Below are 16,763 nucleotides of genomic sequence, written 5' to 3' on the forward strand. Positions count from 1 at the left end.
GACTTTTTATCGAGCAAAAGGTTTATCACCTGTCATTTCGCGGGTAAAGAAAAGAAGCTGTTACTCTTTCCCGTGAGGTGGATCAAGTGAATCGTACAACCATAGTGGAGCCTCAGGAGACGAAGCGTATCATCGTCCGAGACTTCTTCGCTTTGATTGAAACGGTACCGAACAAGGATGACCAGGCTAGTATTCAAGCCTTTCTTCGCTATTTGCAAAGCCTGCTTAGAATCAAGCAAGTCGTTCCTCCGGTTGTGGAAATCATGACGGTCATCAAACAAAGCAAGCCACTTCTCTACCACGCGGCACGCAGAGTTACTCTTCCTTCAAGCAATCTGCACATGCTATTTCAGCTAGAAATGGATATTATGCTTGCCCACGAAAGGCTCCGTCAGTACGACAAATGATTTGGGTAGGCTTTGCCTTACCCTTTCAAGTTTTCTGGATTCAGACATTCAAGCTCTGCAATGACGAAACGACCATCTTTGCGAATCAGGACGTCATCAAACCAGATTTCCCCTCCGCCCCAATCCGGACGCTGGATGGAAACCATGTCCCAGTGCACAGACGATTTGTTGCCATTGTATGCTTCGTCATAGCATTGACCAGGCGTGAAGTGGAAGCTTCCGTCTATTTTTTCGTCAAACAAGATATCTTTCATCGGGTTGCGAATGTAAGGATTCACACCGATAGCGAATTCCCCAACGAAGCGCGCTCCCTCGTCCGTATCCAAAATTTGATTCAAACGTTCGGTATCGTTCGCTGTCGCTTCCACAATTTTACCGTCCTTGAAGGTCAGACGAACATTTTCGAAAGTGAAGCCGTGGTATGGTGTTGGCGCATTATGAGTGATAACGCCATTTACGGAATCCTTCACAGGTGCTGTATACACTTCACCATCTGGAATATTGCGAAGGCCAGCACATTTCACAGCAGGAATGCCCTTGATTGAGAAGGTGAGATCCGTTTCAGGTCCTACCAAACGTACCTTGTCTGTACGATTCATCAAGTCAACCAGACTGTCCATTGCTTTGTCCATTTTCGCGTAATCCAGATTACATACTTGGAAATAAAAATCTTCAAAAGCTGCTGTAGACATGTTCGCAAGCTGTGCCATGGAAGGATTCGGATAACGAAGAACAACCCACTTCGTTTTAGGCACGCGCACATTCATCACTGGCAGCTCATACAGGCGAGAATAGATGCCGAGCTTGTCACTTGGAACATCAGCCATCTCATTGATGTTGTTCGCTGCACGAATCCCGATGTAACCTTGCATTTTCTCCATGAGTTCAACTTCATGTTGAGCCAAGGTCTTCAACTGCTCTTCATTGCAATTCATTGCAATTTCTCGGCTTACGGCGGGATCAATCAATTGAACATAAGGACTGCCGCCTGCTTTGTAAATCTCACGCACGAGGGCTTTCACCAAATCCGGTGTGTCCCCTTTCGCGTTGATCAAAATGTTTTCCCCTGGCTGTACTCGTACAGAATAGTTAACCAGATTGTACGCTAATTGATCTAATCGTGAGTCTCTCATTCGTGGCACACCCTTTTTAAATTTTCTGATTCCTCTTGTATTTTTACCGATACAATCTACTAAGTCAATAAAAAATTTTTTATCAATGGAATAAAAAGCGACCAGCCTCCTTGCATCCAGGCTGGCCTTGCTCTTTTCTGTGTTTTTACATTGTCTGTTCTCTGTCCTCAATGGTTCCCATCTTGTACATGTCACTGACCAGCTCCTGCGTCGTAGCCAGACCAGCCGTATGTTCGTCTGCCTCTTGATAGTAGACGGCTCCGCTTGCATCCTCTGCGCCCAACTCTCTCGCCCTAGATCGAGCCTGATCCTTATCATAACCTGCCATTTTCGTTCCTCCTTCCTTTTGGTTTCTATCCGCTATAGTTTGTACGGGAATCTCCAGATTTAGCCAAAAAAAGACGCCTTGCCCAATCGAGGGACAAAGCGTCTTTATCATCAGCTATGCTTATTTTTCGTTATCGGATTCTGGAGCGATCATTGCCCAACCAGCTGCTGGAGCACTCACAGGAGTTACGCCACCAGTTGTAACAAATTGATCTACTCCTGGCATCATTGCCCAGCCAGCTACGTTAGAGATTACTGGAACATATTGACCACTTACCCATACATACTCATCTTTACCTGGCATAATGACCCATCCACCTTGTTGACCCAAACCTTGAATTGGGGTAACTGTTTCTGGAGTCGCAGGTTTTACTTCAGGTTTAGTTGTTGGTGCAGTTGTTGTGGTTTCAGTTGCCGGCTTTTCTTCTGTAGTTGCTGGTTTTTCTTCAGTAGTCGCAGGCTTTTCTTCAGTAGTTGCTGGTTTTTCTTCAGTTGCAGTTGCTTCTGTTGCAGTAGTCGTTTCAGTAGCTTTTACTGCCTCTTCTGCAAATGCAGCTTGTGTGAAGAGAGCTGCTCCTAAGATACAAGAACTCATGATCAGTGTGCTTTTCTTTTTCATATGTGTACACTCCCATTCCCGCGGTACACACTTTTGTCTTACACGAATGTCCCCAAACCCGAACTTGAAGGCATGCTATATGCACTGCTGCATTTTCCTGAGAAAATACGTAAACTGCTCTAACTCGTCGTCAGTCAGATTCTCCAGCAGCTTTCCTACTAGTGCTCTCCTGTGGCACAAAAGTCCTTCCAGAGTCGGAACGGCTTGTTGTGACAAAGTGACCCACACGACACGTCGATCCTGTTCATCTCGAACCCGGTCAATAAAACCGGCCTTGACCAACCGATTGAGTGCGATTGTGGTGGCACTATTGGATAACTTCAAAATAGTCGCCAGCTCAGAAACTGTGCTTCGTCCTTTTTGATGTAGCACACGCAGCAAGATAAACTGCTTCGGACTGATTGACTCTTCCTCTAGCCAATTGTTAATGAAGAAACGAGCAATCTCGACAAATACTCGATCCAGTTCCTCAAGTTTACTGGCACGGGACATATTGCTCACAACATCACCTATTTTCGGAAAATTAATAATATAAGTACTTTTACTATAAAACTATATAGCCTTAGTACCGGAAGATCAAGAGGACTCCCGAAATTATTTCTTTTCACGAAAGATATGTATGAGCCAGACAAAGTGTTTACCACTTAATATTTTTATTGTAAAACTTATTTCAAGAACATCTTAACTCAAACAGGAAAAACTGACAATAGGTAAGCTAGCAAAATAATGTTACGACTTTTTCAGCTTCATCCACGAATCCAATTATTTCCTTGAATCATCTTTCGTATCTATTCGTAAAGCATGTATAATGGGAAGACAGCCTTACACACATGAGGCATTTGATTCAGGCATATTTGCCACAGAAACCACATACATAGGAGAATTTCGATGGAACAAACCAACCCTACACCAAAATGGAAAGTGGAATTGCTCGATTGGTTAAAATCGTTTGTCTTGATTGGCGGATTGACTGCCTTTATCTACGTATTTGTCATGGCTCCCTACGTCGTCCAAGGGCGTTCCATGGAAAGTACGTTGCATGACCGCGAGCGTGTCATCGTAAACAAAGCGATTTACTACCTCAAAGAACCGCAGCCTGGCGATATCGTCATCGTTCATCCAGATGCAACTGGCGACAACTGGATCAAGCGCGTGGTCGCAGTAGCTGGTGACACCGTTGAAGCCAAAAATGATCAAGTGTATGTCAATGGCCAACCGCTCAGCGAAGAGTATTTGGTCGAAAACAAGCTAAAAACTTCTTCGGCAGGTGTGACGTTAACCGAGGATTTTGATCCTGTGAAGATTCCTGAGGGCAGTGTGTTTGTCATGGGGGATAATCGCAACAATAGTATGGACAGCCGCGTCATTGGCCCTGTTCAACTGGATCATGTAGTAGGACGTGCAGAGGTCGTATACTGGCCGTTGTCCCAGATTCGCCTCCCACGTTAACATTTATCCAGGCAGCAAAAAGCCGCTCCTTATCGGGGCGGCTCTTTTCGTTTTCGATGGCGTTATTTGTGGGCAATTGCCGCTTCAGAAAAATACTCCTCTAAAGTAAGGCCACCTGCCATAATTTCTTTCGCCATTTCCTTCCCCACATAACGCAAATGCCAAGGCTCATACGCATATCCAGTCGTATCTTCCTTGCCCTTCAAATAACGAATGACGAACCCAAAGTCTGCACAGTTGGCTGCCAGCCATATTCCCTCAGGTGTCTCACTAAATGACTCTTCCAAGCGTGTACTTGCATCATATCCGGACACATCCATAGCCAAGCCAGTCTGATGCTCGCTCTTTCCAGGTACGGCACTGTAGGCAGCGGCATGTTCAGCACCTTGTGTCCTTACATATGTTTCATACAGCGATTTTTGGGTCTTATACGAACGGTAGCCAGAAACGGCATACAGTTCAATACCTTCTGTCTTTGCTTTGGCAAACAGTTCTTCTAATGCTTGCGCGGCTTCTGCTCTCAGCAATCGCTTCTCCACTTTTTCATCAAAAGGAAACGGCACATTCGGCTCTACCAAATCCGGTGGAATATAGTCGCCAGGTAATGCCCGCTGTTTATTTACGACAACCGAGAGATCTGTTGCGTTCGTAACGGTCGGCACACCATCCACTTCTTTTATCGTCTCTGCGAGAGATGCCCGTTGGGGACGTGCTGTCTCCTCGTTAGTTGGTTCAACTGTCGTTGACTGCGTTCCCTCACCCGCGGACTGTCCATTCGACTCGCTGGATAACAATCCACTTAATGAGGGAGGTTCACATCCACTGAGTAGTGCTACTGATAGTGCTGCGACGATCGCAAGGCTGCTGGTGCGATTTTTGTTCATGATCGATCCTCCTGGTTCCTTACAGACACATATGTTCTGCTCTACCTTACCATGGAGTACTACGAAAGAAAAGGTAGATAGGTCACGCTTTTTCGGAGGTATATTCCTCATTTAAGTTTTTGACAAGCACCGGCAACCATTCATCCAGCGACCAAAATGGGAAGCCCGCGGCCTTTGCCTTACCGTTATCCATGTAAAAGGATGCTGCAAATCCAAAGGGAGAAGCATCAGAAGGATCTGTCGTTGGCTCGATTCGGGCAGGCTTTCCGACTGTTTGCGCAATCATCTCCATCAGCTCAGCAAGCGAAACAGTCCCATCCGAGCACACATTCACGGGCCCTGTGCTGGACGTTGTCGCCACCCATGCCAAAAATTGAGCTGCTTCCTGTGCGTGTATGAAGCACATCCGGGCAGCGGGATTCGTAATACCAATCGGCCGCTCCTGTTGTACATGCTCAATATGAAACCATAGCCGGCGTGTGTAATCGTCTTCCGCCAGTACAATTGGAAAACGAACAGCTACGACAGGGAAGGCCTTCTCCTGAAAAAAGACGGCTTCTGCTTGACGTTTGCCCTCTTGATAGGTCGTCTCGTCTCTCGTTTTCCGGTCGATTTCATACGTGTATGGATCAAATGCTTCTTCTTGTAGTGGTTCCTCTACATAATCGTAGACGGACAAGGTAGAGGTCAAAACGTACGTACCCACTTTCCCCCGAAAAACCTTACACGCATCCATTGCATTTAGGGAGGAATAACAGATGTTATCGTAAACCACGTCCCACTGCTCTTCCCCTGCAACCGCTAGTGAATGGATGTCATCGCGATCAAGCGTCATTCTTTTGACAGAGGCAGGCAACTCTACTTGAGCAAGCCCCCTCGTTGCCACCGTAACGTCTGCCCCAGCTTCAACGAGAAGCTGGACCAATCGCTTTCCAAAAAATCGCGTTCCTCCGAGTACAAGTACCTTCTTCATTTTTTGCTACATCCTTTCCTCGATCAGCCTACTTTTTGCTATTCAATTCGATGGACCGCTCTCCTTCTTTCCACATGACCGAATAACCCAGCTTCTCGCCAACTTTTTTGACAGGCAAGTAAGGAATTCCCTTCACCATGACCACATCAGACTGGAAAGACGTCACTTTTTGTCCCAACCCTAACAGCAACTTGTTGGCGTGAACATACGCTACTCCATCTATCATCACTTTTTGCTCTGCTGTATATGGGTAGACATTGCCGTTTACTCGTAAATCAAAGGGGCCTTCTTTTTCTTTTGGCGACTGGATTGGCTGAGCAGCCGTATACGCAATGGCATCGACCCCGAGTACAGTGCCCTCGCGTGTGTTATCCGCTCCGCCGTACATTTTTCCCGTTTCAAAATCGTACACAATCGCTTGGACGTTGCCAATGTTCGTCGGTTCCTCAGCAAAGACGTGACCTTTAGCCATCAATTGCAGGATGACATCTTGGTCAATGCCCGCTTCCCACGTTACATTCGGATAGCTGCTAGAAAAAATCCGTGGTGCACGGATAGCATCCTCAATTTCCAATCCATGATCGATCACATTGAGAATCGTCTGCGATACGGAGGCGATAATCGTGGAGCCACCAGGTGAGCCAATCGCTAAAAAAGGCTTCCCGTCTTTTAGCACCATGGTTGGCGTCATGCTCGAACGCGGACGCTTGCCGGGCTCGACCTGATTGACACCGCCAGGAATCGCGTCAAAATCTGTAAGTTCATTATTGAGCATGAAGCCGTAACCAGGAACCATCACACCGCTGCCAAAAATATCTTCAATGGTCGTCGTATACGCAACGATATTCCCCCATTTGTCCATCACAGAGAAGTGAGTGGTCTGCTTGACCGGAGATTGATCTCTCAGTTTCATGGACACCTCTGGCTTTTTGCCAGGATCGTACTTCCAAGGGTCGCCCGCTACTATATTGGCATTCGCGGTTTCTTCACGAATGAGCTGACGCCGTTCCTTGATGTATTCGTCCGCAATCAGCCCCTTTTTCGGTACCGGATACAAGTCCTCGTCCGCCATATACGCCGCCCGATCTGCATAAGCGAGGTGGTTGGCTTCGATCAGATGATGCAAATAGGCTACCGACCCGATTCCGTCCTTTTTGTTATCGTAGCCTTCCATCAGCTTCAAAATCTGAATGAGTGTCAAGCCGCCAGAGCTGGGTGGTGCCATCGAAATCACTTCATATCCGCGATACATGCCGCGGACCGGTTCACGCTCTTTTACTTGATACGCCTGCAAATCATCGAGTGTCATGGTGCCACCCGCTCTTTGTACTTCCTCGACGAGGGCTTTGCCAATTTCCCCTTCATACAAGGCATCTGAGCCTTTGTCTCGTATAATCTTCAACGTTTTCGCCAATTGGGGCTGAACCAGCATCTCGCCTTCTTTGAGCGGAACGCCGTTTGGCGCAAACACCTGTGCTGCCGTCCCGTGCTTTTTCAGCTTTTCCATGGAATTGGCAATAAATTGAGCGGACACCCAGTTGACGCGAACTCCTTTTTCCGCCAGTTCAATCGACGGTTCTATCACTTTTCCCAAGTCCCATGTCCCATACGATTCCAGCGCCTGCTCTACACCCAGCAATGTCCCTGGGACACCTACGGCCTGACCGCTCGTATGTCTCTCCTCAAATGGGATCGGCGTTCCATCTGCCTGCAAAAACATAGTGGGAGTCACCTTGGCAGGCGCCACTTCCCGACTATCTATCACCGTCACTTTGTTTTGATCCTTCACATAAATCATCATGAATCCACCGCCGCCGATACCGGACATATACGGTTCTGCCACATTCAGAGCAAATTGGATCCCAGCCGCAGCGTCAATCGCATTGCCGCCCTTTGCCAAGATATCTCTACCGACCTGCGCCGCTGCTGGATGAGAGACCGCGACAATTCCTTTTGTAGCTCCTTGGACACCTGCTGGCACACCTGGGACTTTTCCCACAGCAAAATGAGGAAACGAAAGCACAGAAACAATCGTGAGGGCAACCAACATCCCTTTTTTCATGCGATCCCTCCTATTCCATTTCATTACTTCTCCTATTATTATAATTTTCAGCATTTTTTAAGGTCAACCCACATTGTCAGTTGCCTAGGCAAACTTTTCTCTACAGAAAAAAACACTCTTCTGCAGCAAGACTTTTCGTCTTCACAGAAGAGTGTTGCGATTTTTGCTTATGGCATGATGACCAAATTGCTCACCACGCGTCGTTCTTTGCCGCCAGAAGGCTTGTTCAACCGCTTGCCATTGTAATAAAACGCACTGGAGCCGCCGCCGTCGAGGTTATAGGCATCCACGACATGCCACTCTTGCAGCTTTCTTTGCGCTTCCTCCAGCGTAACACCATTACTCCAGCCATCTCGTCTTCCATCAATGACAATTAGCAGCAAATCGCCGTTGTCGAAATGGCCGATCAGTGTTCGTGGTTGACGCGCATTCGCCCATTCACGAGGAATTGGCAATCGCTTGCCGTCCTGCAAGAGACGCGGCAAAAAGCTCGCTCCCTGCAATATCCCTTGTTGCGTGATTTGCGCTTGCGTCTTGATGCTTGTTCCGACCAGATGACCTTTGTTGTTGAAACCGACAAAGCTCAGCTTCGCATTATTGGAAAAGGTTCGAATCTTGCCATCAACAACCGTAATGCCTAACGGAGTCAAATTGCCCTGCTTGTCCGCCATATAGCCGCCTGCATTGATCGCAAGAATGGCTCCTGTACGCTTACCAGCTTGACTTGTCGTTTCTCCTTTACTTTTCACAGAGTTGTTGGCCAGCACCATTTTCAACGCGTTCGGATCATTGAGGCGAACTTTGGCCATATAACCGCGGTATCCGCCTTCTTGCAAGGAATAGACTTTCACTGTCGAGTTTTTCCCGAAGTGTTGACCGATCGGCTTGCCAAGCATGTTGGACAAAATCGTGTCCAATACATCCGCAGATTTTTGAGTCTGGGATTTGCTCGCTTCAAGTGCGCTGCTGATGCTCTTGTTTTGTTGCTCGTATTCTTTCTGTTCCTTTTTCGAGCGATCCCTGATGTCTTCAATGACGAATTCTACGTTTCGAAGCTGCGCCTTGGTGTCATTGAGCCGTTCCCCCAGCTCATCTGCTTGGCTCTTCGCTACGGCAGAAGGAAGCTTTAGGCCTTCTGCCTGGAGCTTGTCCCCTGGATTGTCCAGCGCAAAAGCGACCAAAAAACCGAGAGCAGGCGCCAACAGAAAGAGAAAGAAACGGTTTATCTTACCAAGCACGGGCAGCATCCTCCAATTTTTTCAGAGATGCTTTCAAATCAACCAGCTGTTTGTTGAGCTGGTCAACCCGATCCTGCAGGGCTTCTTTGGTCTTGTTAGTGCCACCAATGGTTTCACCCGTCAATGCCAGATCTTCTTCCAGATTTCCCAGACCCTTCTGGACATTTTGCATTTCTTCTTGCACCAGAGTCAATTGCTCTCCCAATGCCTTCATCTGCTTTTGATTATCTTCTTGAATTTGATCAATTCGTTGGTTCACAAATTGCTGCTGCTTGTCCAACGTATAAACAGCAAAGGCATATCCAGCGTAGGCTAGTCCTACCCAGACCAGAACGGCCAAAACGATCGGTAGTAAAGGACGCTTACCTTCTGTCTGGGAGGGAATCAATGCCTGAAAAAGGCTGCCTCTTCTGCGTCTTCCTTTCTGCTTCCCGTTTGCCGGGAGTGGCAGTGTGGGTGACGAAGTCGATGACGCTCCCATGTATTTGTCGTCCATCGGCTCCCTCCTCCTTTCTGTGACTTAGAGTGAGGTTTCATTATAACATAGAAAGTTTTTGAAGCAGCATTTTGCTGAATAATGGAAAAATACGTCGAGAAAAGAAAATACCGCCATTTATTTGGCGGTACCTCGCTTTATTTTCGGAGTCGAAATTCGCTTTGCAGCTGATTGTGCAGTCTTTGCAAAAACAGGATCGGGTCCTCCTTGGTGGTCTGTTCGTCAACAAGCTCTAATTTTTTGCGCATGATGCTGGCAATTTGATTCCCGAGTTCATATTTTTTCGCATGAGATAAAGAGGATGATCTGCTGATGAAGGAGGAAAGCAACTGCCAGTCCTCTCGGGTAATCGCCTGTTTTTGGCGCTCATCAAGCACGAGTAGCGCATGATTCAAATCAAAGCCGTTTGGCTGTTTGTCTTTCTTTTTCTGAAAAAGAGTCGATCGCTGCCCTGACTCCACCACGACAATCGTGCCCGCTACCATATCGCCAATTCGCTTATCACGGGGGTGGAAAAAGCATACGAGCGCCCCGAGAAAATAACCAGTTGGCATTGCGTCAATGATGCGAAATAGATTCCGGATCGTCGAGGAAACAAACGTCGCAGGCTGTCCGTTATCACGGATGACCCGGATTCCCACCAGCTTTTTGCCAACGGTTTGTCCGCCCCAGAATGCTTCCAGTAGCCAAAAGTAGCCAAAGTTCACGATGAAGGTAACCAGGAGAACGATGGCTATCGTGTAGTTGTCATCATCCAGGAAAAAATCCTCTTCTTTTCCAAATAAAACTATACCAAACAAAATAAATACAGTAAGATTAACCAGGAGCAAGATTCCTGTATCAATCAGCATCGCAGTGGCTCGGCTGCCTAGACCTGCCGTCTGAAATCGCAGCATAACATGCTCGGGTGTCACGACAGACGCTTCTCGATTTGACCCACTGACGTATGTCGGTTCATTCATGATATTTTTCTTCCCCCCCTCGAAACTTTGAGGTTTTTTCGAGTTTGAAGCACGCGCTAATGAAGGAGGCATTATACATGGATATTACCTCGTTTTGGCACAAGCATAAAGCCTCTTGGGCCGAACTGGAACAATTAGTGGAGCGTTTTACCCGACAACCTCGGCACATCAGTGCTACCGATATTGATCGCCTGACACAACTATATAAGAAAACATCTGCTCATTTGGCCTATGTACGCTCCTACCATCCTGCAGACGAGATCACCCTTTACTTAAATCAACTCGTCTTACGTGCACATAATTTGGCTTACAAGCAGCGAATCGGCAGCTGGCAGCAGCTCAAGCATTTCTTTGGCAGCTACTTGATGGGTCTCGTACATAAGCGAATGAGCTTCATTGGTGTGGCAGCGCTTCTCTTCATCATCGGTGGTATTTCTGGCTTTGCCGCCGTTATGGTCGATCCACTCAACCTGTATTATGTATTGCCACAAGGGATGGCTGAGCAGATCGATCCATCCAGGCTGGGAGAAGGGCACGACTCTCTCGACAATCCGGTCATCTCCACGATGATTATGACCAACAACATCAAAGTTGCGATGCTGGCCTTTGTCAGTGGAATTACATTCGGAATCGTCCCCATCTACCTTCTCTTATTCAATGGCCTTCTGGTTGGAGCTTTGGCAGCGGTATACTATCAAGCAGATAGCAGCTATGCGTTTTGGGCCTACATTTTGCCACACGGCGTGATCGAGCTCACCGCCATCTTCATTGCTGGCGGAGCAGGTCTTCACATGGGGTACCGCCTGCTTGTGCCCGGCCGCTACGCACGAAGATATCAATTTCTGGAGGCAGCAAAAGAATCTGCGCATCTACTATTGGCTACCATCCCACTCTTGTTCATCGCGGGAATCATCGAGGGCTATATTACTCCATCGAGTCTCTCACTCGAAGCCAAGTACATCGTAGCTATCGGCACATTGCTTTTGCTGATCGCCTGGTATCTCCTCGGATACAGACCCGATTCTCACAAAGCTTCTCTTGATTTGATATCTAAATAAGTATTGATAACCGTCAGTGTCAATTGATCGGCCGGAACGTCCAGTACCTGGATACCCGCGCCGATCATTTTTTGTTGAAACGCCCTGCGATCGAGCTGGAACCGCTGAGCTACCGCCTTCGTAAACGCCAAGCTGCTGTTGCTCGTGTCTATATGACTCCAATCATGCAGAAGCGGATCTGCCAAAGACAGCAGCAAGAGCAAATGCGAACGGCGCATCCGCCACAAATAATGGCTCAACTGATCTTCGACGAGGTAGTTTTCCATATCTGAAAAAAGAACCACCAAGCTCCTTCTCTTCTGCTGGCGATTCAAAAATTCAAGCGCCTTCGCCGGATCAGCCTCTACAAAATCACTCGTCAGGTTGTAGGTTGCCTCCAAAAGGGTGTGCAAGTGGCGCAGCCCTCTGCCTGGAGGTATGTACGTCTTGATCTCATGCGAATAGGCTAGTAGCGCTACCTGATCTCCTTGACGCAATGCCACTGCCGCTAATGTGAGCGCAGACTCCAGCGATCGATCCAGTCTCGTCTGGTTATCCAGCTCGACGCCCATCAACCTGCCGCAATCGATCAGAATGGTAATCACCTTGCCATGCTCTGGTCGATATTGATTCGTCATCAGACGTCGGGAGCGCGCTGAAGCAGACCAGTTAATCATCCGAGGATCATCGTCAGGCACATATTCGCGGATCGCATGGAATTCCGTACCCGCTTTCGCCCTGCGCATGATTTTTTTCCCGTCGACGATCAGGCTCTCCTGCAACGAAGCCAAATAGCCACGAACGGCTGAAAGGTCGGGGTATACCTTGATTGTTTGTTCACACGCAAAGCGGCTTTGGCGATACCACAAGCCGAGCTTGCCATGCCACCGCATGTAAAGCCAGCGGAACACGTACTCTCCGCGTTCTTTTCCTCTTGTTTCATAACTTATGTTGGTGAATGGTTGCTCCATCACACCCGTGACCGGTCCTGCTTCTTCAAATGACAGTGGAAGATCATCCACGATGGAGTACGCAACGGATTGCCCGCTTCTGTTCGCCAGCTCAAGCTCGATCAAAAACGATTGTCCGATGTCCGTCTGCTCAGGCAAGATTCGCTGGATCGACAAGTCTCGGCGTTTGGGGATGGTAATCCAATCCAAGATGCTAGCGATCAGGAGTAAACCATTGTACAAAAGGAATGTCGAATAGCCAATCTCCAGTACAAATCCGACAATCGCGATGGGTGTGCCTAGCAAAACTGCCACAAGCAGCCGCTTGGATGGCAAGACAAAACGGTCTGCCAAAAAATCAGCGAGGAACTGGAATAGCCGCCAGCGTCTCTTCGATGATGTGGTCACTGGTACCCCCCTCCAATTCTACCTGCGGTGACAGTATGAGTCGGTGCCGCAATGCAGGGCGGGCCACCATCTTCACGTCATCAGGCGTCACAAACTTGCGATTGTCCAAAAGTGCCCAGGCTTTGCTCGCCATCAACACGGCGATTCCGGCACGAGAGCTGGCACCTAAGAGCAATCGTTTCGTTTCTCGTGTATTGCGAATCAGTGTCGTTATGTACTCCAAAATCGAATCATCCACAACCACTTCTTCTAATTGGCGTCGCTTCTCCAAAATCGCCTCCCATGCAAAGAGCGGCTCTTGATTACGCTCGTGGCTGCGCTTGTTGGGAATATGTTTGGCGAGGATTTGCTTTTCATTTTCATGGGAAGGATACGACATCGTTAGCTTGAACAAAAAGCGATCGAGCTGAGCCTCCGGCAACACATACGTTCCCTCGTACTCCACCGGGTTTTGCGTAGCGACGACGAAAAACGGATCTGGCAAAGGATAAGTGACACCATGAATCGTCACTTGCCCTTCCTCCATTGCTTCTAAAAGGGCCGCTTGGGTTTTCGGGGGAGTTCGGTTGATCTCGTCCGCCAGCAATAAGTTAGCGAAAACAGGGCCTTTGATTGTCTCAAACTGGTTCTGCTGCATATTGAACACCACATGACCAATAATGTCCGATGGCATCATATCAGGCGTAAACTGGACGCGCTTGCTCACGCCCCCCATCAATTCCGATAAGGTCCTTACCATTTTCGTCTTTCCGATACCAGGTACACCTTCCAGCAAAACGTGTCCGCCGGCAACCAAAGCTGTTAGCAGTAACCGAACATTTTGCCGCTGACCAACCAGCTCTTTTTCCATTTGTTGCAATAATTGCTCCACGGTAGTTGTCACTCCTTCTCCAGACGCTTCGTAATCTCATCCAGCAAGAGGCTGTCTGCAAGCAAGCTCTTCGGCGAGTATCTCCCTTCGTTTCTTGCCTGTTCCAGTCGTTCCAGCAGATAAGCGAATTTGTCTACCTCTTGATTTGTCCATCTTGTTTTGGCATATCGTACGATTTCCACACGATCAGCCCGTTGGTGCACTCCCCATCGATCGTACAACAGCTGTCGCATGTACGCTTCTCGATGGCGCAACGCATCCTGTGCCAGTCCTCTTCGCTCATACCAGCTAGACACGGCGAGCAACGTCTCATCACCACGGCGCACCGTCCATTCCCTAAGCGTATAGACCGGTCCGAAACGTTTTCCTCTCCACCACACATACAGCAAAAGCAAGATACCGAGTTGAATGCAGGTGGCTATGAGCCAGCCCGGGTAGATCGCCAAAAACCCTGGTTTTTCCTGCAAGCCGTGATGGTATTCGTCTACCCAAAGGACGGACCAATCTCCTTGTACATACGGCCAGATCGCTTCAAAGTGGGACAGTCGATCAATTTTTTGATTGGTTAGCCATTCCGGTACGAGAAAAAACGTGACACTGCCTTCTCCCACTTCTGTTCTTCCCCCGAGTATCCCCTGATCGTCGTAGAGAAGTGGCTCCATGTCCTCATCTTCTAAAAATCTCAATGAGGTCTCTGCTTTGCCCATGAACCCTCCCTGGACGAGAGGTCCCTGAATGTTTCGCTCCTGATTTTCTTTATCCCGGATGTACTCCGTATAAAAGGGAAGGTCTTCCCACTCTGGTCTCGATTGAAAGAGAATCAGGTCATTACCTTCACTGACCCAATCCAGAATGTCTATCTGTTCCTCTGGCATCAGTCTTTCCGGCTCTACTACGAGCATGGCCTGCCCAGTTGCTGTTGGTAAAAAACGCATAGGCTGCCGCCATTCCTTTACCTGCTTGCCTTTTTCCTCCAGGAGTACAAGCACAGCCTTGATTCCGCTCGGCTGTGCAGACGAAGCCAAGTACGGTGGGAGAGGCTCAGCTGTAGGTTTTACGATCAACCAGCCCACGATGACAAGCAACAAGGTAGCCACAACTATTCCGACACGATAGGTGCGCAAACTATCCATGCTGTCCCTCCTCGCGCCAGATGCCTTCCAGTTCGTTTACACGCTGCCAGAACGACCCTTCATCAACAAGTGCTTGCCCGTACCAAACAGCGTCGAATTCTCGTGCGAAGCTGCCGAACACATCGCGTAAGCTCGGTTGATTTGCCTCAATTTCTTCTGCGTATTCCCAATTCGTTTTCCATTTCTCCACACGAACCCATGACTTCATTTGCATATAAACCAACAACGCCAAAAACAACGAGCGTTCTCCTTCCCGCCATTCTCCTCGCGCTGCCTTTTCTTTCGCATCACGCAAATAGTCTGCATGAGAACGTATTTTTTCACCGTCCATAAACAGCGGTCGCTGCTTCTTCTGCACCCAAATCATTCTGCGGAACAACCAGTAAATGACGCCGACCAGTGCCAGTACTGCCATAATGAGCACGAGTGTAGATACGGTATTAGCCGCACCAGTTGGAATATTAGTCCACTGAAACAGATCGGCGAGCAACTCGATCACAAACTCCATCGCTCTTTGAATCCAGTTCTCTCCACTGCTTTGGGGCAAATGGAACTCGTCTCTGGCTAGAATCTCTTGTAAATGCTCCTTGTCATCTACCCAAGGACTCGTGCTAATCATGTGTAACTCCCGGCTCTTGTGAAGGGGTAGGAGTTGCTGGTTCTACTGGTGCAGATGTGGCAAGCTGACGGCTTACTAGCTCTTGTAAATCTGTCCCATCTTTTCTCACGCGCAGATCAAAGTAAGCCAAAGCGTAAACAATGGCCATCCAAGGGCTCAAGAGGCAGCTAAGTGCAACCAGAATAATTTGCGCGAGGATAGATGTACCTAAGACGCCAGTGAGTACTAGTTGCATGCCGCTAGAGAACATTGAGTAGATTACACTGAGAACAACAAAAAGACCGAATAAACGCCAAAAGTTTCCTTTTGTCAAATTCCAGCTATGACCGATTCCGACACCATCGCGTTCGAAAAGAACGAGCGGCATATAAAAACCCCAACGAATCAAGAAAAAGCCCGGTACGAGCATCATCCCAGCAATTAAGAATAAATAGCCAAATAAAACTAAAACGATCATAAGCACAATACTGCCTTCATCTGACGGATCAAACATGGTTTCTAATGTCATTCCACCGGCGAAGGCGATCATAACGAAAATCAATCCATATACGATGACAAATGCTGTCGACACTGCAAACGCGATTACTCCATAAAGGAAAGTACTGCCCGCAAGCGGCCAAAATCGACGAAGTGCCCCCTTCAAGGCATCTTTTAAGCTCAAGGTCTCTCCCTCGAGAGCAGCCTTCGTCAGTAAAATCGAACCGGAAATCATTTGCGGATAAGCGATGATCAAAAGGATTGGTGCGACAAGGAATAGGAATATGAGCAGCATCGGAAGGCTTTGTGTCATAAATTCTTCTTGTCCGGCAAATCTTGCGCCTAACGATTCTGCAAAGTCCATACCTTCTGTATCTTGTGCGAGCAAAGGCACTCTGGTCAGATCAACCAAAAGCAGTTGCTGCAGGAGTAACAATGGACCGAACCAAATTAAAGCCAACAAAAAGAATGCTCCAAAATGCTGGCGATACACAGAAAAGCTCTTGTCCAACAGCTTCCCCACTCCCATGGGGGCAATCGGCGTACGATTCATGAGAAACCTCCATCTTTCTTTTTGAGATTACCTGATAAGTATACACGATTTTCCTGTTTTTTTAAAAAAATCATCTAATTTTGCTAATGTTTTCCTGCCTGATTTTGTCAAATCAGGTGTTAGTCCAATGCGGTCGCCACCCCGCTGAATATGATATTGCATGCA

18 protein-coding genes are annotated in these 16,763 nt (G+C 48.0%); 3 read left to right on the plus strand and 15 right to left on the minus strand.

Annotation, left to right across the window (positions count from 1 at the left end):
- Positions 1-86: 86 nt before the first annotated feature.
- Positions 87-407, plus strand: coding sequence for a hypothetical protein (locus tag ACKKE8_RS19340; RefSeq protein ID WP_409174478.1), 321 nt, complete (start codon positions 87-89; stop codon positions 405-407).
- A gap of 17 nt (positions 408-424) precedes the next feature.
- On the opposite strand, the gene ACKKE8_RS19345 is transcribed toward ACKKE8_RS19340, so the two are convergent.
- The 4 genes from ACKKE8_RS19345 to ACKKE8_RS19360 form a co-directional block, all read right to left on the minus strand.
- On the minus strand, positions 425-1,540 hold the full coding sequence (locus ACKKE8_RS19345) for an aminopeptidase (RefSeq protein ID WP_409174479.1): 1,116 nt from the start codon (positions 1,538-1,540) through the stop codon (positions 425-427).
- Positions 1,541-1,685: 145 nt separating this feature from the next.
- On the minus strand, positions 1,686-1,868 hold the full coding sequence (locus ACKKE8_RS19350; RefSeq protein WP_409174480.1) for a DUF4025 domain-containing protein: 183 nt from the start codon (positions 1,866-1,868) through the stop codon (positions 1,686-1,688).
- 120 nt (positions 1,869-1,988) lie between these two features.
- Positions 1,989-2,486 carry a hypothetical protein gene (locus ACKKE8_RS19355; protein ID WP_409174481.1) on the minus strand — a complete coding sequence of 166 codons (498 nt, stop codon included), beginning with the start codon at positions 2,484-2,486 and terminating at the stop codon, positions 1,989-1,991.
- Positions 2,487-2,561: 75 nt separating this feature from the next.
- Complete coding sequence (locus ACKKE8_RS19360) at positions 2,562-2,987, minus strand: MarR family winged helix-turn-helix transcriptional regulator (protein ID WP_015891940.1); 426 nt, start codon at positions 2,985-2,987, stop codon at positions 2,562-2,564.
- A gap of 387 nt (positions 2,988-3,374) precedes the next feature.
- Here ACKKE8_RS19360 and lepB point away from each other — a divergent pair, with 387 nt between their 5' ends.
- Positions 3,375-3,935 (plus strand): signal peptidase I, encoded by a 561-nt coding sequence (gene lepB / locus ACKKE8_RS19365; RefSeq protein WP_409174482.1) that lies wholly within the window; start codon positions 3,375-3,377, stop codon positions 3,933-3,935.
- A 62-nt stretch (positions 3,936-3,997) separates the two neighbouring features.
- Here lepB and ACKKE8_RS19370 read toward each other — a convergent pair whose 3' ends face one another.
- The 6 genes from ACKKE8_RS19370 to ACKKE8_RS19395 all read right to left on the minus strand — a co-directional run bounded on the left by ACKKE8_RS19370 (position 3,998) and on the right by ACKKE8_RS19395 (position 10,550).
- Positions 3,998-4,819 (minus strand): D-alanyl-D-alanine carboxypeptidase family protein, encoded by an 822-nt coding sequence (locus ACKKE8_RS19370; RefSeq protein ID WP_409174483.1) that lies wholly within the window; start codon positions 4,817-4,819, stop codon positions 3,998-4,000.
- Between the two features lie 82 nt (positions 4,820-4,901).
- Positions 4,902-5,792 carry an NAD-dependent epimerase/dehydratase family protein gene (locus ACKKE8_RS19375; protein WP_409174484.1) on the minus strand — a complete coding sequence of 297 codons (891 nt, stop codon included), beginning with the start codon at positions 5,790-5,792 and terminating at the stop codon, positions 4,902-4,904.
- A gap of 28 nt (positions 5,793-5,820) precedes the next feature.
- Positions 5,821-7,854, minus strand: coding sequence for a gamma-glutamyltransferase (gene ggt, locus ACKKE8_RS19380; RefSeq protein ID WP_409174485.1), 2,034 nt, complete (start codon positions 7,852-7,854; stop codon positions 5,821-5,823).
- A 167-nt stretch (positions 7,855-8,021) separates the two neighbouring features.
- The gene (locus ACKKE8_RS19385) at positions 8,022-9,101 is read right to left on the minus strand and encodes a phosphodiester glycosidase family protein (protein WP_409174486.1); all 1,080 of its coding nucleotides are present in this window, start codon (positions 9,099-9,101) and stop codon (positions 8,022-8,024) included.
- Entirely contained in the window at positions 9,082-9,588 is a 507-nt protein-coding gene (locus tag ACKKE8_RS19390) for a hypothetical protein (protein ID WP_409174487.1), read from the minus strand. The genes ACKKE8_RS19385 and ACKKE8_RS19390 overlap by 20 nt, the downstream gene beginning before the upstream one ends.
- 137 nt (positions 9,589-9,725) lie before the next feature.
- Positions 9,726-10,550 (minus strand): RDD family protein, encoded by an 825-nt coding sequence (locus ACKKE8_RS19395; protein ID WP_409174488.1) that lies wholly within the window; start codon positions 10,548-10,550, stop codon positions 9,726-9,728.
- Between the two features lie 77 nt (positions 10,551-10,627).
- Between ACKKE8_RS19395 and ACKKE8_RS19400 the strand changes: the two genes are divergently transcribed.
- Entirely contained in the window at positions 10,628-11,608 is a 981-nt protein-coding gene (locus ACKKE8_RS19400; RefSeq protein ID WP_409174489.1) for a stage II sporulation protein M, read from the plus strand.
- Here ACKKE8_RS19400 and ACKKE8_RS19405 read toward each other — a convergent pair.
- The 5 genes from ACKKE8_RS19405 to ACKKE8_RS19425 are packed head-to-tail and all read right to left on the minus strand — an operon-like array spanning position 11,575 to position 16,598.
- On the minus strand, positions 11,575-12,945 hold the full coding sequence (locus ACKKE8_RS19405; RefSeq protein WP_409174490.1) for a DUF58 domain-containing protein: 1,371 nt from the start codon (positions 12,943-12,945) through the stop codon (positions 11,575-11,577). The genes ACKKE8_RS19400 and ACKKE8_RS19405 overlap by 34 nt on opposite strands.
- Positions 12,896-13,816, minus strand: coding sequence for an AAA family ATPase (locus ACKKE8_RS19410; RefSeq protein WP_409174491.1), 921 nt, complete (start codon positions 13,814-13,816; stop codon positions 12,896-12,898). The genes ACKKE8_RS19405 and ACKKE8_RS19410 overlap by 50 nt, the downstream gene beginning before the upstream one ends.
- A gap of 8 nt (positions 13,817-13,824) precedes the next feature.
- Positions 13,825-14,949 carry a DUF4350 domain-containing protein gene (locus tag ACKKE8_RS19415; protein ID WP_409174492.1) on the minus strand — a complete coding sequence of 375 codons (1,125 nt, stop codon included), beginning with the start codon at positions 14,947-14,949 and terminating at the stop codon, positions 13,825-13,827.
- Positions 14,942-15,568 (minus strand): DUF4129 domain-containing protein, encoded by a 627-nt coding sequence (locus ACKKE8_RS19420; RefSeq protein ID WP_409174493.1) that lies wholly within the window; start codon positions 15,566-15,568, stop codon positions 14,942-14,944. The genes ACKKE8_RS19415 and ACKKE8_RS19420 overlap by 8 nt, the downstream gene beginning before the upstream one ends.
- Complete coding sequence (locus tag ACKKE8_RS19425; RefSeq protein WP_409174494.1) at positions 15,561-16,598, minus strand: ABC transporter ATP-binding protein; 1,038 nt, start codon at positions 16,596-16,598, stop codon at positions 15,561-15,563. The genes ACKKE8_RS19420 and ACKKE8_RS19425 overlap by 8 nt, the downstream gene beginning before the upstream one ends.
- Between the last annotated feature and the right edge of the window lie 165 nt (positions 16,599-16,763).

It is taken from the genome of Brevibacillus fortis (assembly GCF_046196545.1).
Classification (GTDB): domain Bacteria; phylum Bacillota; class Bacilli; order Brevibacillales; family Brevibacillaceae; genus Brevibacillus; species Brevibacillus fortis_A.